Source organism: Rhodoluna lacicola, from assembly GCF_000699505.1.
GTDB lineage: Bacteria > Actinomycetota > Actinomycetes > Actinomycetales > Microbacteriaceae > Rhodoluna > Rhodoluna lacicola.
In genome coordinates this window covers 20812-33139 of record NZ_CP007490.1, presented here as the reverse complement: position 1 = coordinate 33139, position 12328 = coordinate 20812, and the positions used below count along the sequence as shown (strand labels likewise).

12 protein-coding genes are annotated in these 12328 nt (G+C 53.0%); 7 read left to right on the top strand and 5 right to left on the bottom strand.

The annotated features are described in order from the left end of the window. Nucleotides 1–30: 30 nt before the first annotated feature. Entirely contained in the window at nucleotides 31–561 is a 531-nt protein-coding gene (locus RHOLA_RS00165) for a peptidylprolyl isomerase (RefSeq protein ID WP_038503493.1), read from the bottom strand. A gap of 15 nt (nucleotides 562–576) precedes the next feature. Between RHOLA_RS00165 and RHOLA_RS00160 the strand changes: the two genes are divergently transcribed. Further along, entirely contained in the window at nucleotides 577–1674 is a 1098-nt protein-coding gene (locus RHOLA_RS00160; protein ID WP_144239006.1) for a hypothetical protein, read from the top strand. On the opposite strand, the gene RHOLA_RS00155 is transcribed toward RHOLA_RS00160, so the two are convergent. Beyond that, complete coding sequence (locus RHOLA_RS00155; RefSeq protein WP_038501509.1) at nucleotides 1652–2422, bottom strand: IclR family transcriptional regulator; 771 nt, start codon at nucleotides 2420–2422, stop codon at nucleotides 1652–1654. The two genes, RHOLA_RS00160 and RHOLA_RS00155, sit on opposite strands and share 23 nt — an antisense overlap. A gap of 102 nt (nucleotides 2423–2524) precedes the next feature. On the opposite strand from RHOLA_RS00155, the gene hutU reads away from it, so the two are divergent. Genes hutU through RHOLA_RS00130 form a run of 5 tightly spaced genes read left to right on the top strand, consistent with a single transcriptional unit; the run spans nucleotide 2525 to nucleotide 8901 of the window. Continuing rightward, nucleotides 2525–4189, top strand: coding sequence for a urocanate hydratase (gene hutU / locus RHOLA_RS00150; RefSeq protein WP_038501507.1), 1665 nt, complete (start codon nucleotides 2525–2527; stop codon nucleotides 4187–4189). Between the two features lie 2 nt (nucleotides 4190–4191). Then, nucleotides 4192–5415, top strand: a complete 1224-nt coding sequence (hutI, locus tag RHOLA_RS00145; RefSeq protein ID WP_038501505.1) for an imidazolonepropionase — start codon at nucleotides 4192–4194, stop codon at nucleotides 5413–5415. Further along, a complete protein-coding gene (hutH, locus tag RHOLA_RS00140; protein ID WP_038501503.1) occupies nucleotides 5412–6920 on the top strand; it encodes a histidine ammonia-lyase in 1509 nt (502 codons plus the stop codon). Before hutI ends, hutH begins: the two co-directional genes overlap by 4 nt. Next, nucleotides 6917–7867: an arginase family protein gene (locus tag RHOLA_RS00135; RefSeq protein ID WP_038501501.1), complete on the top strand. Its 951-nt coding sequence runs from the start codon at nucleotides 6917–6919 to the stop codon at nucleotides 7865–7867. Before hutH ends, RHOLA_RS00135 begins: the two co-directional genes overlap by 4 nt. Nucleotides 7868–7869: 2 nt before the next feature. Continuing rightward, nucleotides 7870–8901: a Gfo/Idh/MocA family protein gene (locus RHOLA_RS00130; protein ID WP_038501499.1), complete on the top strand. Its 1032-nt coding sequence runs from the start codon at nucleotides 7870–7872 to the stop codon at nucleotides 8899–8901. Here RHOLA_RS00130 and RHOLA_RS00125 read toward each other — a convergent pair. Together RHOLA_RS00125 and RHOLA_RS00120 are read right to left on the bottom strand one after the other, a co-directional pair. Then, nucleotides 8898–9167 (bottom strand): hypothetical protein, encoded by a 270-nt coding sequence (locus tag RHOLA_RS00125; protein ID WP_038501497.1) that lies wholly within the window; start codon nucleotides 9165–9167, stop codon nucleotides 8898–8900. The two genes, RHOLA_RS00130 and RHOLA_RS00125, sit on opposite strands and share 4 nt — an antisense overlap. A 23-nt stretch (nucleotides 9168–9190) precedes the next feature. Continuing rightward, nucleotides 9191–9793 carry a LysE/ArgO family amino acid transporter gene (locus RHOLA_RS00120; RefSeq protein WP_038501495.1) on the bottom strand — a complete coding sequence of 201 codons (603 nt, stop codon included), beginning with the start codon at nucleotides 9791–9793 and terminating at the stop codon, nucleotides 9191–9193. A 22-nt stretch (nucleotides 9794–9815) separates the two neighbouring features. On the opposite strand from RHOLA_RS00120, the gene RHOLA_RS00115 reads away from it, so the two are divergent. Continuing rightward, entirely contained in the window at nucleotides 9816–10583 is a 768-nt protein-coding gene (locus RHOLA_RS00115; RefSeq protein ID WP_038501494.1) for a glycosyltransferase family protein, read from the top strand. 2 nt (nucleotides 10584–10585) lie between these two features. Here the strand turns inward: RHOLA_RS00115 and RHOLA_RS00110 are convergent, their stop codons facing one another. Beyond that, nucleotides 10586–12322, bottom strand: a complete 1737-nt coding sequence (locus tag RHOLA_RS00110; protein WP_038501492.1) for an ArnT family glycosyltransferase — start codon at nucleotides 12320–12322, stop codon at nucleotides 10586–10588. Nucleotides 12323–12328 lie beyond the last annotated feature (6 nt).

Below are 12328 nucleotides of genomic sequence, written 5' to 3'. Positions count from 1 at the left end.
TAACATGGGATTAATTAGGCGAAGCCTAAATTAGACCTTCTCGATTGTGATCGACTCGATGATTACGTCATCAAGTGGCTTGTCGCGACCATCGGTGTCAACGTTTTCAATCTTGTCGACTACCTTCTTTGAAACTTCGTCGGCAACTTCACCAAAGATGGTGTGCTTGCCTAGCAACCAACCGGTGGCTGCGGTGGTGATGAAGAACTGTGAACCATTGGTGCCAGGCCCCGCATTTGCCATGGCTAGCTTGTAAGGCTCGTTGAAGTTAAGTTCTGGGTGAATCTCGTCGCCGAACTGGTAACCAGGGCCGCCCATTCCGGTTCCGGTTGGGTCGCCACCCTGAATCATGAACTGCTGGATGATGCGGTGGAAGATCACGCCGTTGTATAGCGGCTTGCCGGTCTGGGTTGCACCGTTGCGAGGGTCCTTCCACTCGATCTCACCAGTTGCTAGACCTTCGAAGTTCGCTACGGTCTTAGGGGCGTGGTTGCCGAAAAGGTTGATTTTGATTGCGCCGTGGTTTGTGTGCAGGGTCGCTACTGAAGTGTGTTGAGTCATGGTTACTATTGTCGCATGAGTGAAAAGCGGGCCGAATCCGGTCGGACGGTCGGCCAAAAGAACGCCCGAAGTATCGGGCAAATGCTGGTCTCGGCTGATCGCGACCGCTTTGTAGAAATTGACCCCGATAAAGTCTCCCGCGGCTCCTTCTACACAACCGATGGCGCGTGGCTCAATGCCCCGGTCCGTGCCTTTCTATCGCAGGCATTCTTTACCAATACCAGCGCCCTAGACCCCTTTGCCGGCGATGGCCACCTGCTGGACTTGGTTCGCCGTGAGTTTGGGGTGGCCACCTTTGGCCTCGATATCGCCGGTGACAAGTGGGCTCGCAATGACTCGCTGGTGAGCATCCCCAATGCCAGCTCATCTGTGATTGTGACCAACCCGCCCTATCTGGCCAATCACTCAGCCAAACGCAAAGGCGTTGATGGATTAGTTGCCACCTACTTTGATGGCAGTGATTATGACAACCTCTACAAGATCGCGCTCGATAAATGTTTAGCTGCCGCAGATTTTGTCGTAGCGGTTATTCCAGAAACATTTTTGCTTTCTAGTTTTGATAAGTCTCGGCTTGCGTTGGTTTCAGTTATCGAGGGAGATTTATTTGCCGACACTGAGGCACCGGCAGTGGTCGCCTGCTTTGGTCCAGATGGTCTTCAGCAACTTGGTGAATTCAAACTTGGCAATGCCAGCGTTTACAACGGCGATGCACTAATTGGTTCACTACATGAAATTTTTGAACTACGTACTGGTCGCGCAAGATCAGGAATTCAAATTGTTTTCAACGATCCAAACGGTCGCATTGGTTTGCGTGCTGTTGATTCACACGATGGTGTTCGTCGCATTGAATTCATCTACGGTGATTTCGAATACAAGCGCACTCGCATCAAAGTTTCATCTCGCTTGTTGACTTACCTAGACGTTCCGGAACTTAGCGATGCCCAAATTCAAGAACTTGTAGTTCGTGCCAACGCGCACCTAGAAATTCTTCGCGCAAAATCTAGCGACCTAATCCTTGCGCCCTTCAAGGGCAACGATAAAAAAGGCAACCGACGTCGCCGCCTTGATTACGCGCTTGCGAGGCAAATTATTAATGCGAACCTAAACGCTTAGATAATTCTGTTGCGGCAGCCTGTAATTGCTTCACAAGAAATCCCTGATGCACATCCGCGCCGGAATCATTTCTGAATGTCATTCCGATTGCAGCAACTGGCATCTGCAGATGATTCAAAACCGCTACAGCGATTGAGCTGAATCCCTCTGTAACAAAACCGTTTTCAAAACTAAAACCTTTTTGTTTTGCGTTTTGTAAATCAACGTTGAGTTCTTTGACAGACACCGGACCTTTTCCGGTTCGTGTTGGTAGCGCAACGTTTCCGCCATACATGGCACGCACCTGCTTGGCATCAAGCTGACACAAAATCGCTTTTCCTGATGCAGTCAAGTGTGCGGGTAATCGAACACCCACCTCGGTAACGATGGTCACCGGGTGATGCGGAACTTCCTTTGCCAGGTACAAGACATCGTTATTCTGCAGAATGCCAAGTTGAGCAACCGCCGGAATCTTCTTTTCGGTTTCGCGAACTAGTCGTGCAAGCAATGGACGGGCCAATCGCTCCAGAGGATCGTGCCGCAAATAGGCTGAGCCCAGCTCAAATGCCGATACCCCTAGCCCCCAGCGCTGATCCTCTGGAAAGTGGATCACAAAGCCGTCTTTCTCCATGGCGGCCAGCAGGTGATAGGTAGAGGAGCGGGGTAGGCCCAGTTTCTTGGCAATCGCGGCCGCTGGCATGGGCGAACCAGCCTTGCCCAGGGCCTGCAGAATGGCCAATGCTCTGGTTGCACCAGGCACATTGGTCATCTTTGGCCCCTTGTCTCGCCGGTAGTTCAGCAATCTCGTATTTCAGACACTACTAGTTTTCTGAGGGTTCTATCGGTGTGATTTAGACAGTTTTATTGACCTATGACAACTATCAATCGTTCAGCGTTGCACGCAGCCACCGGGCCAAACCTCACCGCCAAAGGATGGGGTCAAGAAGCAGCAATTCGAATGCTGCACAACAACCTCGACCCAGCAGTGGCCGAGCACCCAGAGAATCTGATTGTCTACGGCGGTAGCGGAAAGGCCGCGCGTAACTGGGCGAGCTTTGATGCCATCGTCAACACACTCACCAATCTTGAAAACGACGAAACCATGTTGGTGCAGTCGGGTAAGCCGGTTGGTGTTTTCCGCACTCACGAGTGGGCACCGCGCGTGCTGCTGGCAAATTCAAACTTGGTTGGCGACTGGGCAAACTGGCCAGAGTTCCGACGCCTTGAACACCTAGGCCTAACCATGTACGGTCAGATGACCGCGGGTTCATGGATCTACATTGGCACTCAGGGAATTCTGCAGGGCACCTACGAAACTTTCGCAGCCGTCGCCGAACAATCTTTTGGTGGCACACTCTCGGGCACACTAACTCTCACTGGCGGTTGCGGTGGCATGGGTGGTGCACAACCACTCGCGGTAACGATGAACGAAGGTACCTGTTTAATTGTTGACGTTGATCGCCGTTCACTAGAGATGCGCGTGCGCGACCGCTACCTAGATGAAATCGCCGACAACCTTGATCAGGCAATTGATGTCGTCACCAAGTACAAGAATGCGCGCATTGCAAAATCGGTGGGTGTAGTTGGTAACGCTGCAACAATTTTTGCCGAGCTGCTAAAGCGCGAAGTACCAATTGACATCATCACTGACCAAACTTCTGCGCATGACCCGCTGTACTACATTCCAGAGGGCATGGACATTGACACCGCAAATGATTACCGCGTGAGCAACCCGGAAGACTTCACCAAGCGCGCACAAGAATCAATGGCAAAGCACGTTGAAGCAATGGTTGGCTTCATGGACAAAGGTGCGGTCGTCTTTGACTACGGAAACTCAATTCGCGACGAAGCCCGCAAGGGTGGTTACGAGCGCCCATTCGCATTCCCAGGTTTCGTACCCGCCTACATTCGCCCACTGTTCTGCGAAGGTAAGGGCCCGTTCCGTTGGGTTGCGCTGTCTGGCGACAAGAAAGATATCTATCGCACAGACCAGGCCATGATGGAACTCTTCCCAGACAACAAACACCTACACCGATGGCTGAACATGGCGCAGGAGCGCGTGCAATTCCAAGGTCTGCCAGCGCGAATTTGCTGGTTGGGTTATGGCGAGCGTGACAAGGCCGGCGCAGTATTCAACGATCTAGTTAAGCGCGGCGAAGTTAGCGCGCCAATCGTTATCGGCCGCGACCACCTGGACTGTGGATCTGTTGCTTCGCCTTACCGCGAGACAGAGGCAATGCTTGATGGTTCAGACGCAATCGCCGACTGGCCAATCCTGAACGCAATGCTCAACGTAGCCTCCGGTGCGAGCTGGGTATCGCTGCACCACGGTGGCGGTGTTGGCATGGGTCGCAGTATTCACGCGGGTCAGGTATCGGTTGCCGATGGTACTGATCTAGCGGCCGAGAAGCTCAACCGCGTGCTGACCAACGACCCGGGCATGGGCGTTATTCGTCACGTAGACAGCGGTTACGACATTGCCAAGCGCGTTGCTCACGAGAAGCACGTGCATGTGCCGATGCTTGATACTGAGTAAACATGAGCACTCTCTTCAACAACATTGGTTGTTTATTTACCAACAGCCAGGGGGATTCCCCGGTTTCGCTTGCTGCGCGTAGCGCAGAAAATTTTTTGGGCGAAATTTGCGATGCCGCAATTGTTGTTGAAGACGGAAAAGTTGCTTGGGTTGGTGAGTCAAAGAATTCACCTGCAGCAGATGTGCAAATTGACTTAGCTGGGCAAACTGTAATTCCAGGTTTTGTTGATTCGCACGCGCACCTGATGTTTGCCGGTGATCGTGCAGAAGAATTTTCTGCACGCATGCAGGGTCAGTCATACAGTGCCGGTGGAATCAAAACCACGGTCGCTGCAACTCGCGAAGCAACCGATGCACAACTTGAAGCTAACCTTGCACGCCTAGTTGCAGAAATGCATGCCAGCGGCATCACCACATTTGAAACCAAGAGTGGCTACGGTCTTGATGTTGAAACCGAGTCACGCTCACTTGCGATTGCGGCAAAGCACACCAGCGAAACAACTTTTCTTGGTGCGCACGTTGTGCCGCAGGAATTCAAAGATGTTGCAAAATTTGGTTCAGTTGAAGCGGGCGCCGACGCATACGTTGACCTCGTTAAAAACGCAATGCTTACCGCAGCCACTCCGCACGCAAAATGGATTGACGTGTTTTGCGATCGCGGTGCGTTTAACGTTGATCAAGCTCGCGAAATTTTGCAAGCCGGAATCAGCGCCGGTCTTGCACCGCGCATTCACGCCAACCAACTTGAGAACATTGGTGCAATCCAACTTGCGGTTGAACTTGATTGCGCATCGGCCGATCACTGCACGCACCTAACCAATCAAGACATTGATGCACTTGCCCACTCCAACACCGTGGCAACACTTTTGCCAGGTGCAGAATTTTCAACCCGTTCAAAATATCCAGACGCACGCAAACTAATTGATGCCGGTGTAACCGTGGCACTTGCAACTGATTGCAACCCCGGCTCAAGCTACACATCTTCTATGGCGTTCTGCATCGCCTTAGCGGTTCGCGAAATGCGCATGTCACCGGCCGAGGCACTTTGGTCGGCAACCATGGGTGGCGCAAAGGCGCTTCGCCGAAATGACATTGGACATCTATCCATCGGTGCTCGCGCGGACTTTGCAGTGATCAACGCACCTAGCTACATTCACCTGGCCTACCGCCCGGGAGTAAATTTGATTAGCGAGACATACATTGCCGGAAGGGCCGTCACAAAATGAGAACCGTCACCATTAACTCTGCTGGCATGACCATGCAAGACGTGATCGATGTTGCCCGCCACAACGCTCGCGTTGAAATCTCAGAGCAGGCCCTGGCTGGCATGGCTGCCACCCGTGAGCACATTGAAAAGCTAGCCAACGGTGAGACTCCGGTTTACGGCATCTCAACCGGATTCGGCGCCTTGGCCAACCGCCACATTGCCATCGAAGACCGCGTTCAGCTGCAAAAGTCCCTGGTCCGCAGCCACGCCGCCGGAATGGGCGAGCCGGTGGAGCGCGAGGTCGTTCGTGCCCTAATGCTGCTTCGCCTAAAGACCCTGTGCTCTGGACGCACCGGAGCCCGCCCGCTGGTTGCCCAGACTATGGCCGACATCTTGAACGCCGGAATCACCCCATACGTGCACGAATACGGCTCGCTGGGCTGCAGCGGTGACCTTGCCCCGCTTGCCCACTGCGCCATGGTGCTGATGGGCGAGGGCCGCGCCTTTGGCCCAGCCACCGATGGAACCCTGGGCACCGAACGCCCAGTGGCCGACCTGCTCGCCGAAGCTGGCATCACCCCGGTTGAACTGCGTGAGAAAGAGGGCCTGGCGCTTATCAATGGCACCGATGGAATGCTCGGCATGGCCATCCTTGCCATCGCAGACCTAAATCACCTGGTGGACTACGCAGACAAGATTGCCGCCATGAGCGTTGAGGGCCTAATGGGCACAGACCAGGTCTTTAGACCAGAACTGCACGAACCACTTCGCCCACACCCGGGCCAAGCCAAATCGGCGGCAAATATGTTTGCGGCACTCAAGGGCTCAGAGATCGTTGCCTCGCACCGCGTTGGCGACAGCAAGGTGCAAGACGCCTATTCGCTTCGCTGTGCTCCGCAGGTAACCGGCGGACTTCGCGACACAATCGATTACGCCACCGTCGTTGCCACTCGCGAACTTGCTGCCGCGGTAGACAACCCAATCGTTCTTGAAAATGGTGAGGTCACCAGCAACGGAAACTTCCACGGTGCTCCGGTTGCTTACATTCTTGATTTCCTTGCGATCCCGGCAACCGATCTTGGTTCAATGTCTGAGCGCCGCACCGATCGCATGCTCGACCAAAATCGTTCCAGCGGATTGCCACCTTTCCTAGCAGCAGATGCCGGAGTCGACAGCGGATTGATGATTGCGCAATACACCCAGGCGGGATTAGTCAGCGAGAACAAACGTCTTGCCGCACCAGCCAGCGTTGACAGCATTCCTTCATCGGCAATGCAAGAAGATCACGTGTCAATGGGTTGGCACGCAGGTCGCAAGCTTCGCAAAGTTGTTGACAACCTGCGCATGATTCTTGCGGTTGAACTTACCGCAGCCGCTCGCGCCGTTGAGCTGCGCGCACCGCACCAGCCATCACCGATTAGCGCCGAGCTGATTGCGCGACTTCGCAAGGTTGTACCAGGAATGGGCACCGATAGATTCCTTGCGCCAGAACTTGCCGCAGCAGCAGAGTTACTTCGTTCATGAACCATCACGTTCACGAGGATCCACTTTGGCCACGCGCATCAGCGTGGTTGAAAGAGGCCGACGAAACTTCAAACTATGACCTTGGTTTGTTTGGCATTCCGGCAAACCTAACTTCAATTTCAAAAACTCACGCGCTGCTAACTCCAAATGCAATTCGCGATGCCCTGCAGCGCTACTCAACTTTTAACTGGAGCATCCAAAAAGATGTTGCCCAGCTTTCATTCGCTGACTTCGGCGACGTGGTTGACCCCGATTCACCAGAGGGCGAACAACGCACCGCGCATTTGGCGCAGCAAGTTTCAACTCGCAGCAAACTTGCAATTGGTCTAGGTGGTGACAACTCAGTCACCTACGCAATGGCAAAGGGTGTTTACGCAGACCACATCGCAACCGCAGGCCTAATAACTTTTGATGCGCACCACGATCTGCGCGATGGCATCAGCAATGGTTCACCGGTTCGTCGCCTGATTGAAGAGGCGGGTCTCAACGGCAAGCGCATCGTGCAAATTGGTATCGCGGATTTTTCAAACTCACACAGCTACGCACAGCGTGCAAAAGATTTTGGCATTCACGTGATTCCGCGCACCGCGCTGCGCTCACGAAACGCAGCAGACGTGGTTGCCGAGGCACTTGAGGTTGCCGGAGCTGCCGGTGGCCCAATCCACGTGGACTTTGATGTTGATGTCTGTGACCGATCCGTGGTGCCAGCCTGCCCGGCTGCCGCCCCGGGCGGCCTAAGTGCCGACGAGTTCCGTGCCTACTGCTTTGAAATCGGCAAGGCCTCCGGCCGCGCCCAATCCGCGACGGCGGGCAACTCCGCAGCCGCCGCTCAAATCAAGTCCGTTGACTTCACAGAGATCGATGCCTCAGCAGACTCAGCCGACGGCCGTACCGTGCGCCTAGCTGCCCTTGGAATTTTGGAGCTTGCCGCCGGCTTTATGCTCTAAGCATGACAACTTCAAGCCCAGTACTTCCAGCCCCGCGCATCATCGATCCGGCATCGGTTCCGGTGCTGCGCTGGGGAGTAATGGGCGCAGCCGACATCGCCCAGGCATTCGTTGGCGGCGTGCAAAAGCACACCAAGCAGCACATCGTGGCGGTTGCCTCCCGCACACCGGGCAAGGCTGAGGCCTTCGCCGAAAAATTTGGCATCGAATCTCACGACAACTACGAAGACCTTTTGGCCCGCGAAGACATTGACGTCATCTACATTCCAACCCTGCCAACCCAACACCGCGATCACGCACTCATGGCAATCGCCGCCGGCAAGCACGTACTGGTTGAAAAGCCACTTGCGCTAGACCCTAAAGAAGCCGCCGAGATTTTCGCCGCGGCAAAAGCCAAGGGCGTTCTTGCAATGGAAGCGATGTGGACTCGTTATCTTCCGCACTACGACGTAATCCGTCAGCTGCTTGAGTCCAACACACTTGGCAACATTGATCTCGTCACCGCACACATGGCTCAAGCCAACCTAGAGATTCCTCGCTTGTGGAAAAAGGGTCACGGCGATCCATTCTTCGACATGGGCATCTACCCAGTTAGCTTTATCCAGACTTTCCTAGGCAACCCAAAGTCAATAACCGCGCAAGGGGTGATGCATCCAAACGGAATCGAAGAAGAAGTATCGGTTCAGTTGAATTATGAATCCGGCGCGCGTGCCTACATCGTGCTTTCTGCTCGCGCCGCGGTGCCGGGCATTGCATCCGTTGGTGGCGACAAGGCCAAAATTACGGTTGGACCGGAATTCTTTGTACCTGCCAGCATCACAATTGCCAACACCGATTTTGGTTCCCCTTACACAACCTGGACTGATGACTCTGCTGTTCAAGGTCACGAAGGTCTTTCCTATCAAGCAACCGCAATGGCCAAGTTCATCAGCGAGGGTCTACTGGAATCACCTTACGAATCACACGCTGACTCAATTGCCAACCTAGAAGTTTGTGCAGAGGTTGTGCGCCTAATCGGTGCTGAAATTATTTAGTCTTCTTCAGCGGTTGAAGTGCGCAGCTTTTGTGGCAGCACGCTAAGCACTAAGGCAATCACGCCAAGCACAGTTGGCAGCAAGCCCTGTGGCGCCAGCACAATCCACATGAATGCGCCAAGAAAAATTGTTGCGGCCGCAGTAATAATCGCAAACGAACGATTGCCGCGACCAAGCAGAGTCACCAGACTCAACACAATTGCACCAAGGCCAAGCACAGAAAAACTCAACACGCTAAATGTGATCATTAGTTCTTGCTCGTCCATCCAACCAGCCTAAGTGAACGCCGCTAGAACTTGTAGAAAGCCAAAAGAATTGCGATTGAGAACATCACCGCAGCAATGATCAAATCAAGCACCTTCCAGAACACCGGCTTAGACATAAACACCGATGCCGCCTTAGCCCCAAAACCAATCGCGCTAAACCAAAGCACGCTGCCAACGGCAGCCCCGGTGGCAAACCACCACTTGTCGTCATCAAATTGATTTCCAATAGAACCCAAAAGAATCACAGTGTCTAGGTAGACGTGCGGGTTCAAAAAGGTGAAGCCCAGCACCGCGGTAACCACCTTGGTGGCCGAACCACTTTGGGTTCCCGATGCATCCAAGCTCTGTGTCTTGAAAGCTGACCTCAGTGACTTGATGCCGAACCAGCCCAGGTAGACAACACCAAACCAGCGGATAATTTCAAGCAACCAAGGCAGCCCCTGAATCAGTGCACCAAGACCGCCTACCCCCAAGAAAATCAGCAGCGCGTCAGACAGCGCACAAATCGCCACCACCAGCAAAACGTGCTTCTTGGTCAATCCCTGGCGAATCACAAAGGCGTTCTGCGCCCCAATCGCAATAATCAGCGAAAGTCCGGTCAATAAGCCAGGTAGGAAAGCAAGCATCTCTCGAGTCTAGACTTTGGGTATGTCTGAACGTGTAGGTATGGTCGTCCCAACTATTGGCGGCCGCCCCGAGTACCTGCCCCTAGCCCTGCAATCCATTCGCGATGCCGGCAAAGCCTATGTGATCTTGGTCGGCAACAAGGGCTTTGATGCCTCTGAATTCCTGGCCAGTGGACTAATTGACAAGTACCTAGACGAACCAGAACCCGGCCTTGCCGCCAAAATCAACTTTGGCTTCCGTGCCCTGCCAAAAGACATCCGCTTCATCAACTGGCTGGGTGATGACGACCTTTTGACCCCAGGCTCACTAACAGCCGCTACCGAACGCCTGGCACAGCCAGATGAACCAGTTCTGGTATTTGGCGGCTGCGAATACATTGACCCAAACGGAAAGCCAATCTTCACCAACAAGAGTGGCCCGTGGGCGGTTCCACTTTTGCGAGTTGGCCCACAGCTAATTCCTCAGCCGGGTGCACTCTACCGCCGTGATGCATTCGAACGCGTCGGTGGCTTGAGCAATAAGTTTGGCTGGGCCTTTGACTTTGAACTTTTTTATTCGCTCAGCGAAATTGGTAAGGCCGTCTACATTCCAAAAGTACTGGCAAACTTCCGTTGGCACCCAGGGTCACTTTCCGTAAGTCGCCGTCGTGAATCAGTGAACGAGGCCAGCGCAGTGCGCAAAGCGCACCTGCCAAAACTCTTGCGACCAATCAGCGAACTCTGGGAGTGGCCTGTTCGCCAGGCAACCTACATCGCCGGCCTGCGAGTTTCTAAAAAACTAAAGAAGTAGGGTTAGCGAACAATCTTTACGATTGCGTAGCCCTCAGCCTGGTCTAGCACTTCTGTTGTTCCGGTAATCTTTGCGTTGCCAATCAGCACCACGTAATCAACATTTGGCATCGATGCAGCATCGATTGCCTGTCCATCCGGCAGAGTTACGTCTTGAATAGCCGGTTTATCAATCCAAAACTTCGTGGTGAAGTTTTGGTAGCGCACCGGCCCAACAATTGAAATCTTTTCTCCGGCAACATCCGCCAAAAGACTTTTAGCTTTTTGACCAGCAACGTCAAAATACGCCTCGTTGGTTCCAACTTGAGAAAGCAAATAACTCTGTGAAGTAAAACCAGCAATTAACAAGATCAACGGGGTAGCAACATAAACAATTAGTTTTGATCCTGAGTTGGCAGAGAAAATCCAAACCAAAGCAACAATGATTCCAATTGCGGCAATAATCGGAATCACAGCCGGGCCTGAAAGATATCCAGAAAGCAGAATTGAATCGGCAAAACTCTGGTTTACCCCACTCAGGTATACCCAGCCAAATACCAGCGCGGCAATAATGAATCCAGATTGAATCAGTCGGACGCGAATCTTTGGCTCCACGAACTTAGCAAATACCGCCGCAGCTATTAGAAGCAATGGCACCAAAAACTCGTAGTAGCGAGTAATGATTCTTGAACTGTGATCATCACCTAGTGAGGTCACAACTCCTTCAAATGCGCCTACTACAAGAGCAAATGAAAGTGAAAGCAAACCAATTAGTAGCAAGAACTGGCTGGACGCTGAAACTTCTTGCTTCTTTATCACGGCGTCTTTGATAACGCTCATGGAAAGCAGCAAAGGTATACCGGCAACGGTAAGCAACAGCGCTAGGTGTGCAAGTGAGTGTGGAATAAAGACCTCAAAAAACCCAGGTCCGGATGACTCGGCAGCCTGAACAGACGACTCTGTCGCGGCATTAGAAACCGTCGAAACGGTCTGGGCAGCTACATCTGCTTGCCCTTGAGCGTTCTCAGAGACGAATTGGTTTAGAGATGACTCATAGGATGTTCCAAATAAGGAAAGACCGGCAGCGCCAGCAAAAGCAAAGCCTCCGCCGAACTTCACAACGGCAAAAGCTCCCAGCTTGCCCAGGCTAGCCATCAGCCCCTGGCCCAAGCTTCCGCTCTCGCTTCTCAAGGCAACTAACAACGCAAACAAGAGGAACGCGGGCAAGGTAAACAGGGCGTGTGGCTTCACCAAGGCGCTCAAACCAAGCAGTGCCCCGGTTGCAACCCACCAAGACAGCTTGTGCTTAGCACCGGCAATCAATGCAACATAAATAGTTGCGGTGATGAAAGCAAAGTACATTGCCTCCGGCATGAAGTAAGAAACATAAACGTGAATTGGGCTAAACGCTGCAACGGTTGCGATCATCGCGCCCCAGGTGATGCTCAACAAACGGCGAGAAATGAAAAAGATAAATGCCAAAGTCGCAAAGAAGAACACAACATTCAATGCCTTGCCGCAGCTATAAAAGTCAGCTCCGCAAGCACTTGTGCCTGAGTACAACCAAGAGAACAAATAGTTTGGGTAAAGCTGCTCAGCAAAAGGAGTGAAACGCGCCTGAATGCTGTAAACGTATTCATCCTGCATTACCGCAGGTAGCACCGGCCACACCCGGCCAATTGAAATCAACGCGGCAATAAATGGAACAACCAGCCAAAAGTAAGCACGATCAAATCGGTTCACTGAAACCGCTGCAGTCAAGTCAAA